General features: G+C 66.1%; 21 protein-coding genes and 1 tRNA gene. 17 read left to right on the top strand and 5 right to left on the bottom strand.

Annotated elements, in window-relative coordinates:
* Positions 1–71: 71 nt before the first annotated feature.
* Entirely contained in the window at positions 72–917 is an 846-nt protein-coding gene (locus AC5FRZ_RS05200) for a hypothetical protein (protein ID WP_493564067.1), read from the bottom strand.
* 87 nt (positions 918–1,004) lie between these two features.
* Between AC5FRZ_RS05200 and lwrS the strand changes: the two genes are divergently transcribed.
* Positions 1,005–1,409 (top strand): LWR-salt protein, encoded by a 405-nt coding sequence (lwrS, locus tag AC5FRZ_RS05195; RefSeq protein ID WP_493564066.1) that lies wholly within the window; start codon positions 1,005–1,007, stop codon positions 1,407–1,409.
* Positions 1,410–1,497: 88 nt separating this feature from the next.
* Positions 1,498–2,133, top strand: coding sequence for an HAD family hydrolase (locus tag AC5FRZ_RS05190; RefSeq protein WP_493564065.1), 636 nt, complete (start codon positions 1,498–1,500; stop codon positions 2,131–2,133).
* Between the two features lie 48 nt (positions 2,134–2,181).
* Here the strand turns inward: AC5FRZ_RS05190 and AC5FRZ_RS05185 are convergent, their stop codons facing one another.
* On the bottom strand, positions 2,182–3,105 hold the full coding sequence (locus tag AC5FRZ_RS05185) for a molybdopterin-binding protein (RefSeq protein ID WP_493564064.1): 924 nt from the start codon (positions 3,103–3,105) through the stop codon (positions 2,182–2,184).
* Positions 3,106–3,258: 153 nt separating this feature from the next.
* Here AC5FRZ_RS05185 and AC5FRZ_RS05180 point away from each other — a divergent pair, with 153 nt between their 5' ends.
* The 8 genes from AC5FRZ_RS05180 (at position 3,259) to AC5FRZ_RS05145 (ending at position 8,660) form a co-directional block, all read left to right on the top strand.
* Positions 3,259–3,615 (top strand): Hsp20/alpha crystallin family protein, encoded by a 357-nt coding sequence (locus AC5FRZ_RS05180; protein WP_153552557.1) that lies wholly within the window; start codon positions 3,259–3,261, stop codon positions 3,613–3,615.
* A gap of 18 nt (positions 3,616–3,633) precedes the next feature.
* Complete coding sequence (locus tag AC5FRZ_RS05175; RefSeq protein ID WP_170093677.1) at positions 3,634–5,334, top strand: ABC1 kinase family protein; 1,701 nt, start codon at positions 3,634–3,636, stop codon at positions 5,332–5,334.
* A gap of 171 nt (positions 5,335–5,505) precedes the next feature.
* Positions 5,506–6,039: a DoxX family protein gene (locus AC5FRZ_RS05170; RefSeq protein ID WP_153552555.1), complete on the top strand. Its 534-nt coding sequence runs from the start codon at positions 5,506–5,508 to the stop codon at positions 6,037–6,039.
* Positions 6,040–6,053: 14 nt separating this feature from the next.
* Positions 6,054–6,317, top strand: coding sequence for a hypothetical protein (locus AC5FRZ_RS05165; RefSeq protein ID WP_372479454.1), 264 nt, complete (start codon positions 6,054–6,056; stop codon positions 6,315–6,317).
* A gap of 93 nt (positions 6,318–6,410) precedes the next feature.
* Complete coding sequence (locus AC5FRZ_RS05160; protein WP_015762562.1) at positions 6,411–6,785, top strand: translation initiation factor IF-5A; 375 nt, start codon at positions 6,411–6,413, stop codon at positions 6,783–6,785.
* Between the two features lies 1 nt (position 6,786).
* Entirely contained in the window at positions 6,787–7,587 is an 801-nt protein-coding gene (locus AC5FRZ_RS05155; protein WP_493564063.1) for an agmatinase family protein, read from the top strand.
* Positions 7,588–7,741: 154 nt separating this feature from the next.
* Entirely contained in the window at positions 7,742–8,428 is a 687-nt protein-coding gene (locus AC5FRZ_RS05150) for a potassium channel family protein (protein ID WP_493564062.1), read from the top strand.
* Position 8,429: 1 nt separating this feature from the next.
* A complete protein-coding gene (locus AC5FRZ_RS05145) occupies positions 8,430–8,660 on the top strand; it encodes an Lrp/AsnC family transcriptional regulator (RefSeq protein ID WP_170093673.1) in 231 nt (76 codons plus the stop codon).
* A 209-nt stretch (positions 8,661–8,869) separates the two neighbouring features.
* Here AC5FRZ_RS05145 and AC5FRZ_RS05140 read toward each other — a convergent pair whose 3' ends face one another.
* Complete coding sequence (locus tag AC5FRZ_RS05140; protein ID WP_372479456.1) at positions 8,870–9,382, bottom strand: DUF5813 family protein; 513 nt, start codon at positions 9,380–9,382, stop codon at positions 8,870–8,872.
* An 82-nt stretch (positions 9,383–9,464) separates the two neighbouring features.
* On the opposite strand from AC5FRZ_RS05140, the gene AC5FRZ_RS05135 reads away from it, so the two are divergent.
* Positions 9,465–9,983, top strand: a complete 519-nt coding sequence (locus AC5FRZ_RS05135) for a hypothetical protein (RefSeq protein WP_372479457.1) — start codon at positions 9,465–9,467, stop codon at positions 9,981–9,983.
* Between the two features lie 57 nt (positions 9,984–10,040).
* Here AC5FRZ_RS05135 and AC5FRZ_RS05130 read toward each other — a convergent pair.
* A tRNA-Leu gene (locus AC5FRZ_RS05130) sits at positions 10,041–10,125 on the bottom strand.
* 239 nt (positions 10,126–10,364) lie between these two features.
* Here AC5FRZ_RS05130 and AC5FRZ_RS05125 point away from each other — a divergent pair.
* The 6 genes from AC5FRZ_RS05125 to AC5FRZ_RS05100 all read left to right on the top strand — a co-directional run bounded on the left by AC5FRZ_RS05125 (position 10,365) and on the right by AC5FRZ_RS05100 (position 18,073).
* Entirely contained in the window at positions 10,365–11,639 is a 1,275-nt protein-coding gene (locus tag AC5FRZ_RS05125) for an RNA-guided endonuclease InsQ/TnpB family protein (protein WP_493564061.1), read from the top strand.
* Between the two features lie 239 nt (positions 11,640–11,878).
* The gene (locus AC5FRZ_RS05120) at positions 11,879–13,549 is read left to right on the top strand and encodes an ABC transporter substrate-binding protein (RefSeq protein ID WP_493564060.1); all 1,671 of its coding nucleotides are present in this window, start codon (positions 11,879–11,881) and stop codon (positions 13,547–13,549) included.
* Positions 13,550–13,556: 7 nt separating this feature from the next.
* Positions 13,557–14,555, top strand: coding sequence for an ABC transporter permease (locus AC5FRZ_RS05115; RefSeq protein ID WP_170093669.1), 999 nt, complete (start codon positions 13,557–13,559; stop codon positions 14,553–14,555).
* Between the two features lie 2 nt (positions 14,556–14,557).
* Positions 14,558–15,592 carry an ABC transporter permease gene (locus AC5FRZ_RS05110; RefSeq protein WP_170093668.1) on the top strand — a complete coding sequence of 345 codons (1,035 nt, stop codon included), beginning with the start codon at positions 14,558–14,560 and terminating at the stop codon, positions 15,590–15,592.
* 2 nt (positions 15,593–15,594) lie between these two features.
* Positions 15,595–16,755: an ABC transporter ATP-binding protein gene (locus AC5FRZ_RS05105; protein ID WP_493564059.1), complete on the top strand. Its 1,161-nt coding sequence runs from the start codon at positions 15,595–15,597 to the stop codon at positions 16,753–16,755.
* Entirely contained in the window at positions 16,748–18,073 is a 1,326-nt protein-coding gene (locus AC5FRZ_RS05100) for an ABC transporter ATP-binding protein (RefSeq protein WP_493564058.1), read from the top strand. The genes AC5FRZ_RS05105 and AC5FRZ_RS05100 overlap by 8 nt, the downstream gene beginning before the upstream one ends.
* Here AC5FRZ_RS05100 and AC5FRZ_RS05095 read toward each other — a convergent pair whose 3' ends face one another.
* Positions 18,074–18,415: a ferredoxin gene (locus AC5FRZ_RS05095; protein ID WP_153552631.1), complete on the bottom strand. Its 342-nt coding sequence runs from the start codon at positions 18,413–18,415 to the stop codon at positions 18,074–18,076. It lies immediately after the preceding gene.
* Between the last annotated feature and the right edge of the window lie 32 nt (positions 18,416–18,447).

Raw genomic sequence — 18,447 nt, 5'->3', positions numbered from 1 at the left:
GGGCCGTCACGCCCGCCGAACACGTCGGCCGTCGACTGGCGTCGGGCGGATCGTCGCCGCCGTTTTCCCGGTCAGTCGATCCGGTCGTCGTCCGGGTCGACGACGAGAAACAGCGTCGGCTCCGAGCGCGTCGGCTCGCAGTCTCCCCGGTGTTCGACGGCGAAGCGGCGATCCCCGGTCTGGTTCGTGGCGAAGTCGAACGACACCGTGAGTTCGTGGACGCGCGTCGACTGGCCCCCGAGGCGGTTCGGCGTGTCGTAGCTCGCCGGCTCGTAGTCGACGTTTACGCGACTGCGTTCCCCCTGCTCGACGCCGGCGAGACAGCCACGGATCGAGGGGAGATCGACCGGCCGAGTGAACCACGAGGGGTTCGTGGCGGTGAGCGTGCCGACGCGAGCCGTCCCGCGAACTCGGTCGGTGTCGCTCCCGACGCCTGACAGCGCCACCGTCGTGGTGTCGTTCGTCTCGACGGTGTAGGTCACGTCGCCGCCGAGCGCGTCGGCCGTCACCAGCGAGGCGCTGACGACCAGCAGCGCGATCACCACGCCGATCGTCGTCCGACGGCCGAGAGCGATACCGGCCTCCCTGACGCCGTAGCCCAGGCCGACGAACAGCGCGGCCGAGCCGGCCAAGAGGAAGAACACGACCGTCTCGCCCGGCTCGTACCGGGAGACGACGTAGCCCAGAAAGACAACGTACGAGAGCCCCGAGATGGTGAACGCGACGGTCCCGAGCAGGTCCCGTTCCCGGTACAGCCCGGCCAGCAGGAAGCCGACGAACGCGACGAGCAACAGCGCCGCAGTCACCGTGATCGAGAGTCCGAACACCACGTCACGGGCGAAATACACCAGCGCGCCGAGTGCGAACGCGACGCCCAGTCCGTACAGGAGTTTGCCGCTGTCGAGCGTGAGATTCATGGAGGACGCTTCGGGGTTCAGCCCGAACTGTGTTATACTTTGCCGGCCGTGCGAACCGTTTTGCCGGCGGTGGCCGTCGACGTGAGTATGACACAGCAGCCAGCCGAAGGCGACGGCGGCTCGGCCCGCTACGTCTTCAGAGCTACCGTTCGCCTGGAACCGGACCGCCCGGATCTGACGGCCGAGCCGTCGACCGTCGAGACGGTACTGTACAGGGAGGCGGCCCAGCCCGGCGACGACGGATGGCTGTTCTTCCGGGACAACTGCTGGCGCGGGGAGCTAAACGACCCCGCGTTCTTCCGGACGGAGACCGAGGACGCGCTCGGCGTCCCGGTCGACGACGTGCGCTTTCAGGAGCTCCAGACCGACGAGGCCTATCTCGCGGCACTGAAAGCGGCGATCGCGGACGACCTGGCGCTTTTCAACGCCGAGTCCGTCACGGAAGTGCTCCGGAAGTACCTGGGGAGTTCGATCAGGGTCGCGTCGGAGTAGCCGGCGGCTACGAGGCCGTAGCAGGTTCCTGCACGGCTCGCCGGCCCAGAAGCTATTTACTCGCGCCAGCCGTACCGACACAGTCCCGATGGCCCCCACCGACTACGACTTCTGGCTGTTCGATCTCGACGGGACCGTCGTCGACATCGACCCGTCGTACCCACCGACGGTCGTGTCGGCGGTCGGCGACCGACTCGGCGTCTCCTTCACCGAGCGGGAGGCGGAGATCCTCTGGTACGGGATCGGTGGCCTCCGGGAACGCGTCCTGCGCAGGCGCGGTGTCGACCCCGAACGATTCTGGGAGACGTTCCACGAGGTCGAGCAGCCCGGCGACCGTGCGGGTGCGACGTACCTCTACGACGACGCCGAGTCGTTCATCTGCGAGATCGACGCGCCGGTCGGCGTGGTCACGCACTGCCAGTCGTACCTCACGGATCCCGTGCTGGAGCGACTCGACATCCGAGATTGGTTCGACACGGTCGTGTGCTGTTCTGACGAGACCGGCTGGAAGCCCGATCCCACGCCCGTCGAGATGGCGATGACGGACCTCGGCGTCGCCCACGACGGCCACGAGGGGGTCCTGGCCGGGGACGACCCCGACGACATCGGTGCCGCCTGGAACGCCGGGCTCGACGCGATCCACGTCGAGCGCTACGATCCCGCAGAGCGCGGCCAGTGTGTCCTCGGTGATCGCCGCGTCACCGGATTCGGCGAGATGAGGTGAGCTCGTGCGGATTCTTGTCGATCCAGTAACGATCGACGATGCTCCGTCTCAGGCGTGTTCCCAGTCGATCACGCCGACCGACGCTTCGGCGGCCAGTCCGTCGTCGCTCTCTTCGACGGTGACCCAGCCGTCGGCCCGGATCACGTCTCGGAGCGTGGGCTCGCCGTCGCCAAGCGGCGTCGCCACGTGATCGGCCAGTTCGACCGGAACCAGAGTCCTGACGCCGGGCGCGCTCTCGACTGGCTCCGACAGCGCGGCGTGGTGGTGTGCGTGAGCGGGCAGCGGTGCGCCCGAGAGTTCGGCGACGAGCGGACGGAGCAACTGGACGGCGGCGACGAGACAGTCGACCGGAGACTCCGGCACGAGCAGGACCGGCCGCTCCTCGACGGTGGCGACGGCGACCGTCTGGCCCGGATCGCTAGCGACGCCGTCGACGTGGATCGATCCGAGGTCCGCGACGACTTCGTGGACGAGATCGTCCGCCGTCACGCCGGTCACGACCAGCGCGTCGCGGGTCAGATCCCGCTGGATCGCCGCCCGGAGCGCGTGGCGGTCCTCGCCGACGGTGTCGCGGTAGGTCACCTTCCCGCCCCAGCGGTCGACGTGCTGGGAGAGCGTGAACGCCGTCGTCTCGACGCGCTCGCCCGCGTCTGCCTCGCGCTGGACGAGCTCGTCGCCGGTCGGGACGACGCCGACAGTCGGGCGCTGGACGGCAAGTGCGTCGTCGATGCCGGCCACTTTCAGGAGTCCGAGGTCCGTCGAGCGCAGGCGGTGGCCCGGAGCAAAGAGCCGGTCGTCGACCGCGATCCCGTCGGCGGGACTGCTCTCGCGGGCCACCAGTTCCTCGGCGAGCACGCGCCCCTCCGCGACCGACAGCGGGACGGTGTCGGTGCGTTCGACGGGCTCGACCAGCGTCGTGAGCGTGTCGCGGGCGTCGGCGATCGCCGTCAGGTCGTCTGTGGCGTCGGTCATGTCTCTCTGTTCGACGCTGTGAACAAAAGTCCGGCCGTGTCCGTCCCGTCGGCGACGACCAGTACCGCACAGACCGGCCGGCGAGGAGCCGTCCCGACACCGTTTCTGGCCGCGACCGCGGCCTTTTTCGCCCACCATTCCCAACCCCCGTGTATGTCAGCGCTCCGTGACGCCCTGGGGGATCTCCCCGCCTCGGTGTTCGCCGACGTGCTCGAATCGGACGACGCCTACCTGCTGGTCGTCGACCTTCCAGGCGTCACTGCCGACACGCTCGACGTCAGCGTCGACGGAGGGACCATCGTGATCGAGGCCCAGCGCGCGAAAGACGTGGGCTCGGAGTTCCGCTACGTCGAGGAGGACCGCTCGCTCTTTCTGGACGCAGAGCTCCCGCTTCCGCCGGACGCGACGGGGACGGGTGCCGAGGGGACGATCGACCGCGGCGTCTTCGAACTCAGGCTGCCGAAGGCCGGTGTCGGGACCGAGACGACGATCCCCGTCGAGGACGCCTGATCACGGGGTGGCACACCGGTGAATCTCCGCGCCTACTGGCGGTTCGTCGTCGTCGTTCGTCACTTCCTCCCGCTGGGGCTGTCCTACGCACGGGACCGGAACCGGTTTCTCCTCTTCGGGCGCTCCAGAGACGTCACTCCCGAACAGCGCCGTCGCCGCGCCGGCCGGCTGCTGGACTCGCTGCTGACGCTGGGGCCGACGTTCATCAAACTGGGACAGCTGTTGTCGACGCGGCCGGACATCCTCCCACCCGAATACATCGACGAGTTCGCCCAGCTGCAAGATCGGGTGCCGCCAGCGCCGTGGGACGAGGCCCGGACCGTCCTCGAAGACGAGCTCGGTCCCGTCGACGAAGCCTTCGACGACTTCGAGGACGAGGCCATCAGCGGGGCCAGTCTCGGACAGGTGTACCGCGCCGAGGTCGACGGCGACGCCGTGGCGGTGAAGATCCGACGCCCCGGCATCGAGGACCTCGTCGAGGCCGACCTGCGGGCGATCCGCTGGTCGCTCCCGATCCTGATGTACTTCGTCGGCGAGACGCGCTCGTTCTCCCTGGAGACGCTGGCCGACGAGTTCTCGAAGACGATCCGCGAGGAGATGGACTACGGCCGGGAAGCGGAGATGCTCACCGAGATCCGCGGCAACTTCGCCGACAACGACCGCATCCGCATCCCCGGCGTCGTCGAGACCCACTCGACGAACCGGGTGTTGACCATGGAGTACCTCCCCGGAACGAAGATCAACGACGTGGAGGAACTCGACGAGCTGTCGGTCGACCGGACCGAACTCGCCGAGACGCTCCAGCGCAGCTACCTCCAGATGATCATCGACGACGGCGTCTTCCACGCCGACCCGCATCCGGGGAACCTCGCGGTGCAGTCCGACGGGACGCTCGTGTTCTACGACTTCGGGATGTCCGGGCGGGTCGACCCCTTCGTGCAGGACCGGATCGTCGACTTCTACGCGGCCGTCGCGAGCCAGGACATCGACGCCATCCTCGACGCGCTGATCGAGATGGGGACGCTGAGCCCCGAGGCCGACCGGCAGGTGATGGGCGAGGTGATGGAGCTGGCCATCGCCGACGCCCGCGGCGAGGACCTCGAACAGTACCGCGTCCAGCAGATCATCCAGCAGGTCGAAGACACGATCTACGAGTTCCCGCTCCGACTCCCGGCGAACCTCGCACTCGTGTTGCGCGTCGCCACGGTCGTCGAGGGTGTGTGCGTGACGCTGGACCCGGACTTCGATTTCATCACGGTCGCGACGGAGTACCTTCGGGAGGAGGGCCACATCGCTGCCGGCGCGAAGCAGTACGCCCGGGACCGGGCCGATGAGGTCCGGGACGCCGCCGAGTCGATGGTCCGGGTGCCGCCGAAACTGGAGTCCGCGCTCGACCGGATCGAACGCGAGGACCTGCACGTCCGGGCCGACATCGAGGACTCGGACGGCGTCCTCGAACGGATGACCCGCCGTCTGATTCTCGGCATGATCCTCGCCAGTGGCACCCTCTCGACGGCGCTGCTGTACGCCGCCTCGACGGTCGAAGCGACGGCGATCGCGGGCGTCGGGACCCTTGCGGTCGCTGGGGTCACGTACCTGTCGTTTCGCCGATCGAAGGGACTGCGTGCGACTCCCCAGTTCACCCGACAGAGCATGCGCCAGCGCGAGGCGGCCGACGACGCCGGTTACGCGTCGAGCTACGGACCGGACGACGAGTGATCGCCGTTCGTACTACTCGACGGACCTATCGGTCGTTCAGAGGGGTCGCCTTCCCCCCAGTTCGTGCCCAGAACCCGTAAGCAACCCACGACAGCTGCCGTCTCTGAGCCGCCCGTGCCGGCCCGAGCGTTTAATACCTAGCGTTTTGAGACGTTCACCGGAGTGATAGCTGTGCCAGAACAGATAGACACGCGACTGTTGGGACGGGAAGTAACGTTCGGCGTATCGGGACCGTGGCTGGCCTACTGGCTCGTGATCATGCGGCTGGTGGTCGGCTGGTGGCTCCTCCACGCGGGGCTGGACAAGTTCGCCAGCTGGCCCTTCGACGCGAGCTGGTTCATCGGCGGTGCTGCGGCCGGGACGAGCATCGGCCCGTTCGTCACGCTGTTCAGCGACGGCATCCTGCTGTCGTTCACGAACGTGATGATCCCGCTGGGCCAGACGCTGATCGGCCTGGGGCTGATCCTGGGTGCGCTCACCCGGCTGGCCGCTTTCTTCGGGGCGTTCCTGATGCTGTTTTTCTACTTCATCAACGGCGAGACGGGCGGCTGGTCCCACGGACTGGTCACCGGTGACCTCCTGGGACTCCTGTTGTTCGCCATGATCGCGACCCTGGGTGCCGGGCGCGTGCTCGGCGTCGACGCGTACCTGGCGCGGACCGCGTTCGTTCGAGACCACCCGAAGCTTCGGTACCTGATCGGCTAAGGAGGTGAGTACAGATGGAACAATTCAACACAGCCGACAAGATCGCAGCGTACCTGGGCGGTGGCCTCGTCGTGTTCGGCGTCGTCGCCATCGGCCTGCTGGAGATGCTCTTCGGAAGCGGACATCCCGTCGACGGGGAGGGCCAGATCGTCCACGAGGCGCTCGTCCCGCTGGAAGTGCGGTCGTACATCATCCTCCTCGGACTGATCGTCTGGGGGGGTTACGCGGTGTATCGTGTCGTCGCGACGACACCCGAGCCGGTGCCAGCCGAGCCGTGAGTCCTCGGTGTGTCCGTTCTGATCCCCGTCGTCCGTAATTTTTCCCGCCGCCATTCCAAACCGTTTATACTCGCACATGGATAATCCGGGCGTATGCCACGACAGCAGACCGAAGTTCGCGAACTCGACGAGGGCAGCTACGTGATGATGGAAGAGACGCCCTGCAAGATCACCGCCTACAGCACGGCCAAGCCGGGCAAGCACGGCAGTGCCAAGGCCCGTATCGACGGGAAAGGCGTCTTCGACGGCAAGAAGCGCTCGCTCTCCCAGCCCGTCGACGCGAAGATCTGGGTGCCGATCATCCAGCGAAAGCAGGGACAGGTCGTCTCCGTCACGGGCGACGACGCTCAGGTGATGGACTTAGAGACCTACGACACGTTCACGATGCGCATCCCCGAGGACGAGGATCTCAACCCCGACGACGAGATCGAGTACCTGGAGTACGAGGAACAGCGCAAGATCGTCTAAGATGTTCCCTGGCGCGGCCACAGACCCCGACGCGGCCGACTACGTCGTCGTCGGTGCGCCACTCGACGCCTCGACGACGTTCGAGCCCGGAACGCGCTTCGGGCCGCGCCGCGTCCGCCACTACGCCGAGTCGTTCGAGGACTACGATCGACGGACCGACCAGCGGTTCACCGACCTCGCGGTCGCCGACCACGGCGACATCGGTCCGACCGACGACGTGGCCGACTATCTGGCCTTTCTCCGCGGTACCGTCCGGGACTACGCCGACGACGGGGCGATACCGCTCCTGATCGGCGGGGAACACACCGTCTCCGTCGCCGGGGTTCGGGCGCTCGACCCGGACGTGTTTTGCTGTCTCGACGCCCACCTCGACCTCCGCGAGGAGTACGCCGGCAACCCGCTGAGCCACGCGACCGTCACCCGCCACGCGCTGGATGTCGCCGACCGGGCGATCGTGCTGGGTGCCCGCAGTGGCTGTCGAAGCGAGTGGGAGCGTGCGAGCGAGGCCGACGTGACCGTCGTCGAGCCCGACGCGGTCGCGGACTGGGAGCCCGACTTCGAGGACGAGCGGGTGTACTGCTCGCTCGACATCGACGCCGCCGATCCGGGCTTTGCGCCCGGCACCGGGACCAAAGAGCCGTTCGGACTGACCCCGCGTGTGCTACGCGACGTGGTTCGGGCGGTCGCGCCCCACGCCGTCGGCTTCGACGTGGTGGAGGTCAACGACCGCGACGACGGGCAGGCCGCGGTGCTCGCCGGGAAGCTGCTGCGTTCGTTCGTGTTCGCGCACGCGGACAACTGATCGGTCTCCGTGGCAGCGTTCGGAGAGCGTGGCGACACCGAAGGGCGAGCACCGCGAGGGGGTTCGGTCGTTTCTCACAGTTTCGATCGCTAATCTGGACACCGCGTCTCGACCACGGGGTACCTTTATCCACCCCCGACTCGTAAGCATTACCATGCGATTCGTTATCGTGGGTGCCGGTCGCGTCGGACTCCGGACCGCTCGCGTGCTCGACGACGGCGGGCACGACGTGGTCCTCGTGGAGAACGACCCCACGAAAGTAGCGCGTGCCCGCGAAGAAGGACACGACGTGATCGAGGGCGACGGTGCGGTCGAGACGATCCTCGACGACGCCGACCTCGACCGTGCAGACGCACTCGGCGCGCTGACCGGCGACCTCAACGACAACTTCGTAGCCTGTATGATCGCCAAACAGTTCGACTGCCGGACCGTGATGCGCATCGACGAGGACTACCGCGAGGAGATCTACCGCAAGTACGCTGGCGACGTGGACGAAGTGATCTACCCCGAGCGCCTGGGGGCGATCGCCGCCAAGAACGCCCTGCTGGGCGGGAACATCCGTGCCGTCGCCGACATCGATCAGAACCTCCAGCTCGTGGAGTTCACCATCACCGAGCAGTCGCCGATGCGGGGCTACTCCATCAGCGAACTCGAACTGCCGGCCAACGCCCGACTGCTCGCGTTCGGCAAGCGCGACGAGGCGCTGGACCTGCCCGGCGAGGACGAGACACTCGATCTCGGCGACCACCTCGTCGTCCTCGCGGACTTCGACGTGCTCGGAGACGTGCGCAGCATCGTCGTCGGCGAGACCGGACGCGCGGCCGCCATGGGGGGTGCCTGAGATGGTCGTCGCCTACGTGATGGTCAAAGTGTACACCGGCGACGCCGACCGGCTCAAAGGAGAAATCGAAGCCATCGACGGCGTCGCGGCCGCTCACATCGTCGCCGGGGACGTAGACTTCATCGCGAAGGTCGTCGTCGAGACGCCCGCCGAGGTCAAAGACATCGCCGCCAAACAGATCCAGGAGATCGAGGGCGTCGAGGACACACAGACCTACATCGCGATGGACTAGACAACCACCGTTTTGAACTTCGGGTTCGGCTGCGGCGAACCGCTCGTGCAAAACCGTCCTCAGAGATCGAAGCGTTCCGATGGGCTCACAAGAGCGCCGCTCTCGCGAACGTGGGTCAAGAGGCTGGACTCGCCAACGGCGAGTCCGGGGAACCGGGCGACCGGCCGGGGTGGACCTGAACCGTCGCCACGCCCGGAGTGAAACTGAATCTACAGCGGCGTCCCGCCGGCACCGCCCTCGCCGTTGGTCTGGGCCTGGTTGACGAGGTCGGCGACCACACCCTCGTACTCGTAGCCGGGGACGACCCCCTCGACGTACGTCCCCTCGACGTACTCGACGAACGTCTTGGCGACCCGTGCGGCGGTGTCGGCGTTGCCCAGTTCGAACCCGTATGTGACGACGACGTTCTCGCCGTCGCGTTCGACCGCAAACGTGTCCAGTTCGACGCTCGTCCGGGTGGCTTTGGGAGCGTCTTCGAGGCGGCGTTCCAGCGTCTCGAACCAGCCGTCTGCGACGGCGTCGCCGACCGACTCGACGGTCGCGGCGGACAGTGTCGGAGCCCGGACGGTGACGGTGTAGGCGACGCGCCACTCCGGCGCGTCGTCCACGACGACGGTGCCCTCGAAGGCAGTCGTCGTCACGCGATAGCCGTCGTCGGTCGACTCGAACGCACTGTTTCCCTCGAAGGCACTGGCTGCACTCTCGGGCGAATCGTCGCTCATTGCACGTCCGTAGGCCGCTTGCGGGCAAAAGCCCGTCGCCACGCCATCACAGTCAAGTGGTGACGACGACTCCATCGAACCGATGCCGCTCACGCCCTTCCATCTCGGTCCGGCGCTACTCGCTGGTGTCGTCCTGTATCGATTCCTCGATCTGCCGACGGTGTTGGCTGGCAGTGTCGTCGTCGACGTTCGGGCCGCACTGGTCGTGTTCGGCCCCCTCGACGGGCCGATCCACGGCGTCCTGACGACGTTCGTCGGAGCGACCGCCGTCGCTCTGACACTCACCGTCGTCGTGTTCGCGCTACCGGACGGTGTCCAGTCGCTGCTCGATATCGGGCGGCTGGCCCCGACTACCGGCCTCGGCCCGGTGCTGGCGGGTGCATTCGTCGGGACCTGGTCCCACGTCGTCCTCGACTCGCTGCTGTACGCAGACGCCCGGCCGCTCTTTCCGCTCGCGGAGAATCCGCTGCTACGGGAGGGCGTCGCCTTCGGCCCGGTCTACGGCGGTTGTCTGGTCGCCGGGCTGTTCGGTCTCGCTGGATACGTGTTTCGGCGGCGGCAAGCCGACGGAATCCGACCGGTTCAGCGGGGACCGCCGTGACCGAGCCGTCGCTGTCGGCTCTATAACGGTCGCGCTCGGAGTAACGATCCGGGAGAATGCGAGGGATGGGATTCGAACCCACGGACCCCTACGGGAGCGGGTCTTAAGCCCACCGCCTTTGGCCAGGCTCGGCTACCCTCGCGCGTTCTGGACTACCGACGGCCGGTGGGTTGGGGCTTTCGGTCTCTGGGCCGCGACTGTCGGCGGTCGAGACCCGTCGACAGTCCAGTTATAGAGAATTAAGGAGAATACCTGCGCCTTGAGGCGCAGGATGAATCCGAGAACTCCTTCACAATCCACCTTCGATGGCACGACTGGATATTCCACGCCAACCGGTACTATTAATAAAACAGTACGCATAACCGGTTATGAAGCCAGAAAATGAGTCGGACCATCCGAACCATCGAGGCTACCATCACGAACCAGCGACAGGTTCGTGACGACCTCGACCATCTCGGGTGGGCCGCCTCAAAACTCTGGAACGTCGGTCGCTACTACGCACAAGAACAGTGGGACGAAACGGGCGAGATTCCCGATGACGGGGAACTCAAAGCCGAACTCAAAAGCCACGAACGCTACACGGACTTACATTCTCAATCCAGTCAGCGCGTTCTCGAAGAACTCGCTGAAGCGTTCAACGGGTGGTTCGGCAAGCGTCGGAACGGCGACGACCGTGCTCGACCGCCCGGCTACCGCAAAAACGGAGACGCCCACCCACGTTCAACCGTGTCGTTCAAAGCGGCTGGCTTCAAGCACGACGCACAGTTCACCCGCGTCCGCCTCTCGAAAGGCCGCAACCTCAAAGAACACCGCTCAGACTTCGTTCTCTGCGAGTACGAGACTCGCCCAGATATTGACCTGACCGAGTGGAACATTCAACAGGTTCGTGCCGTCTACAAGCGCGACGAGTGGCGGCTTCAATTCGTCTGTCGCACTACCATCGACCCGGACCCACCGGGTGACGAGGTGGCTGGTGTTGACCTCGGGATTTGCAACTTCGCCGCCGTCTCGTTCGGCGGTGAGTCGGTGTTGTATCCCGGCGGCGCCCTCAAAGAGGACGAGTACTACTTCACGAAGCAGAAAGCCAAGTGCGACGATTCCTCGTCTCGTGAGGCGACTCGTCTTGACCGGAAGCGAACGGGTCGTCGGACACACTTCTTGCACGCACTCTCGAAAGCGATTGTCGAGGAGTGCGTTGAACGAGGTGTCGGGACGCTTGTCGTTGGCGACCTCGGCGGCATCCGAGAGAACGACGAGAACGACGAATCTCGGAATTGGGGTGACCACGGCAATCTCGACTTGCACGGGTGGGCGTTCGACCGCTTCACGACGCTCCTCGACTACAAGGCAGCAGCCGAAGGCATCGACATGGAGTTGGTGTCGGAACGTGATACGTCGAAGTCGTGTTCGGCGTGTGGACAGACCGACGATGATCAGCGCGTCGAACGTGGACTGTACGTGTGTGAACAGTGCGATACAGTTGCGAACGCGGACGTGAACGGCGCAGAGAACATTCGACAAAAGGTACTCCCGAGTCTCGCCACGGATGGCGGTGATAGGGATAACGGCTGGTTGGCACAGCCAGCGGTTCACCTGTTCGACCGTAGCGAGGGTAGTTTCGCCCCGCGAGAACAGGTCGTGAACCGCGAACCGTAATATCCCAACTCAGCGGTGCGGTACCGTGGGATTCCCGCGTCTTCAGGCGCGGGAGGATGTCAATCGGCTCCTGTCGACGAGTAATCGGTTGCTAGCTCCAGATACGTTCGTGTTGAAATCCGGTAGGCTCGTCGTGAGACAACTGCTGATTCGGCGGATCGGAGCGATAATCGTGAACAATCAAAACCGATTATACCGGTATCGAGAGAACTCACCGAGCGAATCCTTGGTGAACTTCCATGAAGGATACAGAGCACACAGGACGGATCGCACGGCTCTCACGGCGACAGTACGTCCGCGGCGTCGCTGGCAGCGCTCTCGCCGTCGCTCTCGCGGGCTGCCAGGGTGACGGCGGCGACGGCGGTGCACAGCAACCGGAAGAGACGACGACCGACAGCGAGGACACGGCGACGGACACCGACGACACAGCGGCCACGACCGACGGCTCGATCACGTTCGCACAGGCGAAATCGCCCGTGGAGTTCGACCCCGTCGTCCTGAACGACGTACCCTCCTCCGAGGTCGCGATGCTCGTCTTCGACTCGCTGTACACGTACGACGAGGGCACCAATCTCGTCCCACAGATCGCCGCCGACATGCCGGAGGTAGAGCGCGGAGCCCAGCGGTGGATCGTGCCGATACGGACCGACGCCACTTTCCAGAACGGCGACCCAGTTACGGCCGAGGACGTCGCCTACTCCTTCCAGGCCCCCGTCGAAGAGGAGACGGAGAACGCCGGGGAGTTCAACATGATCGATACCGTCGACGTCGTCGACGAATCGACCGTCCAGTTCGACCTGCAGTTCCAGTTCGGGGCATTCGACTCGTATCTCCCGTGGGAGATCGTCGACAAGTCCGTCCGCGAATCGGACAAGGACGCCTACAACACGTCCAGCCCCGTCGGAGCCGGCCCGTTCACGTTCGACGACTGGCAGGAGGGCGAGTACGTCCGCCTCAGCCGCTGGGACGACTACTGGGGAGAGCCACTCCCGAACCTCGCCGAGATCGAATTCGTCCCGGTCGAAGAGCCGACGACCCGGATCACGACGCTCCGAACCGGGGAGAACGACGTGGTCAAGAACATTCCGCCCGCCAACTGGGAGACCGTCGAGAACATGGGCGAGGCCAACATCGAGTCGGTCCTCGGGACGAGCTACTTCTATCTCGCCTTCAACTGTAACGAGGGACCCACCGCCGACCCCGAGGTACGGGAGGCGATCGACTACGCCTTCTCGATGGACGACGCGGTCGGCCAGTACGTCGAACCGACCGGCGAGCGACAGTACGCACCGGTTCCCAGAGCGATCTCCGAAGACTGGGAGTTCCCCGTCGAGGAGTGGCAGCAGATCCCCCACGAGCCAGACGTTGACCAGGCCAAGTCGCTGCTCGACGACAACGACAACGTTCCGGACGACTGGCAGCCCCGGATTATCGTCCCGCCGGACGACAAGCGCGAACAGATCGGGGTCTCTGTCTCGAACGGGCTCAGCGAGGCCGGCTACGACGCGACGGTCCAGCGCCTCGACTGGGGAGCCTTCCTCGAACAGTACGTCACCGGCAGCACCGACGACTACAACATGTACACGCTGGGCTGGGCCGGCTCGCCGGATCCGGACACGTTCATGTACTTCCTGTTCGCCCACGACCAGATCGGCACGAACAACGGCACCTACTACCGCAACGAGTCGATGAACGAACAGATCATGAACGCCCGCCAGTCCAACGACGACGAACAGCGCCGCGAGTGGTACGTCGACGCCATCCAGACGGTGCTCGAAGACCGGGTCCATCTCCCGTCGTACAACATCAAGAACAGCTTCGGGGTTCGGAGCCACGTCTCGGACTTCCGGGCCCACCCCGTCGACCAGTTCAGCATCGTCTCGGCGTACAACAACGTCTCCGTCCAGTGATCGAGGAATGGGGCTCGTTCGCTACACCGTACGGCGACTGTTGCAGGCGATTCCGGTCCTGCTCGGCGTCGTGACGATCACGTTCGCGCTGGCCAACGCGATCCCCGGAGATCCGGTCCAGATCATGCTGGGACCGTCACCGAGCCAGAGCGAAATTGCGGCGATCCGGGCACGGTACGGGCTCGACCAGCCGCTGTGGGTGCGATACGTGAACTACGTCGCCGCCCTGCTGACCGGCGATCTCGGGACGAGCATCTACTACGACGTGGCCGTCACGAGGAAGATCGGCGAGCGGCTGCCGGCGACGGTCCTGTTGATGCTGTCCAGTTACGCGTTCGCGATCGCGACGGCGATTCCGCTGGGCGTCGTCTCGGCCAAGCGGCGCAACAGACTCACCGATCACGTCTCCCGGATCGTCTCGCTGATCGGCGTGTCGACCCCCTCGTTCTGGATCGGGCTCATGCTGATCCTGGTGTTCGGGTTCCACACGAACCTGCTCCCGACGACGAACCTCGTCATGCCGTGGGCCGATCCGGCGGGGATCCGGGGCGCGGAGACGCGTCTCGACGTGCTCGCGATGGCCGGCGAACACCTCCTCTTGCCGATGATCACGCTCGGAACGCTCCAGATGGCCGCGATCACCCGCATCGAACGCTCCGAGATGCTCGACGTGCTCACCGAGGAGTACGTCACGCTCGCGCGAGCCTACGGCATCTCCGAGCGGACGATCCTCCGGAAACACGCCTTCCGGAACGCACAGCTCCCGGTGATCACGATCATCGGCCTCCAGCTGTCGAGTGCCATCGGCGGTGCAGTGCTAACCGAAGTCGTCTTCGAGATCAACGGGATGGGACGACTCATCGTCGACTCGATCGCGCGCCAGGACTATCCGCTCATCATGGGGACGACCATCGTGTTCGCGTTCGTGTTCGTCGTCGGCGTCGTCGTCACCGACCTCTCCTACGCGTACGTGGACCCGCGGGTCTCCTACGGGGAGGCCGAGTGACGATGGCGACGATCGACGAATCCGACGGCCCGACGACTCGCGACGCCGTCGAAGAGCGGGACACGGAGCCCACGGAGATCGAAGCCCGCGTCGGCTGGCGGTACACGCTCTCGCAGATCCGAGCCGACCCGACGGCGATGACCGGGCTGGCCATCATCGCCGTCGTCACCGCGATGGCCACGTTCGCGACGATCGACGCCGTGCTGTTCGAGTTCCTCGCGGGCTATCGGCTCTTCGCACAGTTCGGCGTCGAGAAGTACTGGATCGCCAAGACGGTGTGGGTGAGTCCGGTCAGCGAGTCGGCCGCGACCCCGCGACTGCTCCCGCCGGTCGGGTTCGAGAACCAGTTCGGGGCCGGGAGCTGGGCCCACCCGCTCGGGACCGACGACCGGGGGCGGGACGTCCTGTTGCGCCTCGTCTACGGATCGCGGATCGCGGTCACGGTCGGGCTGAGTGCGACGGTCGTCGGCTTCGCCAGTGGCACCGTCGTCGGTGCCGTGTCGGGCTACTACGGCGACTGGGTCGACGACGTGTTGATGCGGGCCGCCGAGACGCTGTTCGCGATCCCCTTCCTCGTGCTAGTGCTCGCCTTCATCGCCGTCTTCGGGCGCTCGCTGACGTTCATCGTCTTCGGCGTCGGAATCGCTTCAATCCCTACGTTCGCCCGACTGATCCGCTCGCGCGTCGTCAGCATCCGCGAAGAAGACTACATCGAGGCGGCGCGGGCCGCTGGCGTCCGAGACCGCGACATCATCTTCAGACACGTCATCCCGAACAGCTTCACGCCGGTGCTGGTACAGGCGACGCTCCAGGTCGGCACCGCGATCCTGATCGTCGCCGGCCTCTCCTTCCTCGGGTTCGGCGTCCAGCCGCCCACTCCCTCGTGGGGCCAGATGCTGGCGGTCTCGCGCAACTACATGATCCCGAACCCGTGGTTCAGCGTCTGGCCGGGGCTGGCGATCCTCGTCACGGTGGTCGGGTTCAACATCTTCGGCGACGGGCTGCGAGACGCTCTCGACCCGCGATTCAACAACTAGCCATGACACACCCACTGCTCCGCGTCGAGAACCTGCAGACGCACTTTTTCACCGAAGACGGCGTCGTCCGGGCGGTCGACGGCATCAGCTTCTCCGTCGAGGCCGGCGAGATCGTCGGCCTCGTCGGGGAGTCCGGAGCCGGCAAGAGCGTCGCGTCGGCGTCGCTGCTCCGACTGGTCGAAGAGCCCGGCCGGATCGTCGGCGGCCGCGTCGCGTTCGACGGTGAGACGCTGTTCGAGATCCAGACCGACCGCGACGGGGACCCCGTGCTCGACGACGACGGACGACCCGTCGAAACGGAGGACTCGCTGTCCCGACGAGAGATGCGCACCCGCATCCGGGGCCGGGAGATCGCGATCATCTTCCAGGACCCCATGGAGTCGCTCAACCCCGTCTACACCGTCGGGGGCCAGCTCCGGGAGTTCATCGAGGTCAACCGCGATCTGGGCAAGCAGGCGGCAAAGCGGGAGGCGATCGAGATGCTCCGCGAGGTGGGCATCCCGGAGGCGGCGGCCCGGTACGACGACTACCCACACCAGTTCTCGGGCGGGATGCGCCAGCGCGTGTTGATCGCGATGGCGCTGGCCTGCGAGCCGTCGCTGATCGTCGCCGACGAGCCCACGACCGCGCTGGACGTGACCGTCGAGGGCCAGATCCTCGAACTGGTCGCCGACCTCCAGGAGAAGTACGGCACCGCGTTCGTCTGGGTCACCCACGACATGGGCGTCGTCGCGGAGATCTGCGACCGCGTGAACGTGATGTACCTCGGCGAGATCGTCGAGCAGGCCGGCGTCGACGAGCTGTTTCACGACACGAGACATCCGTACACCGAGGCGCTGTTGCGCTCGATCCCGCGCCCGGATCGCACCGTCGAGGAACTGGACCCCATCGCGGGCGTCATGCCCGAGGCCATCGACCCGCCGAGTGGCTGTCGCTTCCACACGCGCTGTCCCGAGGCTCGCGAGGCGTGTACGCAGGTCGATCCCGACTGTCGCGTGCTGGTAGACGGTGCCCACCCCCACCGGTCGGCCTGTCTCAAACACGACGTGTTCGACGGCGTCGGCTACGAGACGAGCCCGCCCCTCGACAACGAGACACGCAGCGGCGTCGACGTGACGCTGACCGGCGACGGCGGCCGACGCCGAGGTGAGAGCGATGAGTGACACCGAGCGCCAGACCGCGACGGAGCCGACCGCCACGTCCCGCGACGATCCCCTCTTGCGCGTCGAAGGGCTGACCAAGCACTTCCCCAACGACGAGGGGTTCCTCTCGTGGTTGCAGCTGCGACCGGGCGACGGCGACGGACTGGTCGACCTCGGCCGAGAGTGGGTCCGGGCCGTCGAGGACGTGTCCTTCGAGATCTACGAGGGCGAGACGCTCGGGCTGGTCGGCGAATCGGGGTGTGGGAAGAGCACGCTCGCGCGGACGCTCCTCCGGTTGATCGAGCCGACCGACGGCTCGGTGTACTTCCGGGGCGAGGACCTCGCCGCCATGGACGGGGAGACGCTCCGACGGAACCGCCGGGACATCCAGATGATCTTTCAGGACCCCCAGTCGTCGCTGGACCCGCGCATGAAGGTGGGCAAGATCGTCGAGGAGCCGATGCGCGCCCACGGGATGTACGACGAGTCCGGGCGGGAGGCGCGCGCCCGCGAACTCCTGGGGAAGGTCGGCCTCGATCCACAGCACTACAACCGGTACCCACACGCGTTCTCGGGCGGCCAGCGCCAGCGCATCAACCTCGCACGGGCGCTGTCGGTCAACCCCGACTTCGTCGTCTGTGACGAGCCCGTCTCGGCGCTCGACGTGTCCATCCAGGCGCAGGTGCTCAACACGATGCGGGACCTCCAGGAGGAGTTCGGCCTCACCTACCTCTTTATCGCACACGACCTGAGCGTCATCCGCCACATCTCCGACCGAGTCGCGGTGATGTACCTCGGACAACTGGTGGAACTCGCCGAGAAAGAGGAGCTGTTCGAGAACCCACAGCACCCCTACACGCGGGCGCTGCTGGAGTCGATTCCCGTGCCCGACCCCCGCGTCGAAGGGACCAGAGGCGTCCTCGAAGGCGACGTCCCCAGCCCGATCGAACCGCCGAGTGGCTGTCGCTTCCGGACGCGCTGTCCGGAGCTGATCGCACCGTCGACCTTCGAGCTGACCGACGAGGGGTGGGCACAGGTGCGGCAGTTCACGCGCTCGGTCAAGCGCCACAGCTTCGAGCTGGCCGGAGCAAACGCCATCCGCGCGGAGTTTTTCGGCTCGCGGCTCCCCGACGGTGAGGCCGGTCGGATCGTCTCACGCGCGATCGACCTGCTCGTCGACGACCGCTGGGACGAAGCCGCCGACCTCCTGACAGCGTCGTTCACGGACCCCAGTATCTGCGCCCGAGAACGGCCACGCTACGAGGTGCCAGCAGAGTACGGGAGCGGTCGTCACGTCGCCGAGTGCCACCGACACCGGGAGGACGAGCGCAGTCGATGATCACCAGTCGACCGACAGCGTCCCGTCGCCCTCGGGGTCGGGAGCGATCTCCTCGTCGGTCCGGCGGTCGACCACGTGGATGACGCCCACGTCTTTCTTGGCCGGACACACCTCGGCGGCACGGATCTCGTCGTCGACCTCGTCCTCGCCGACGAAGTACACCTTCGGTGCGGCGATCCCGGTGTCGAGGTTCAGGTCCCAGTTGTGCGAGACCTCGGCGCACTTGCCCGCGCCGATGCACTTGTTGGCCTCGAAGATGATCTTGTAGGGCTTGTCCTCGACCGGCGGCGCGTCGGTCCCGCCCATCTGGCTCGGGTCGACCGGAGCGTCTTCGTCTGCCATATCGGACGAACGCGGGCTGGACAGTTAAGCCC

The sequence above is a fragment of the Halomicrobium sp. HArcht1-1 genome (assembly GCF_058933285.1).
Note: the sequence above shows the minus strand (reverse complement) of the source record. Positions and strands in the feature narration are given on the sequence as shown.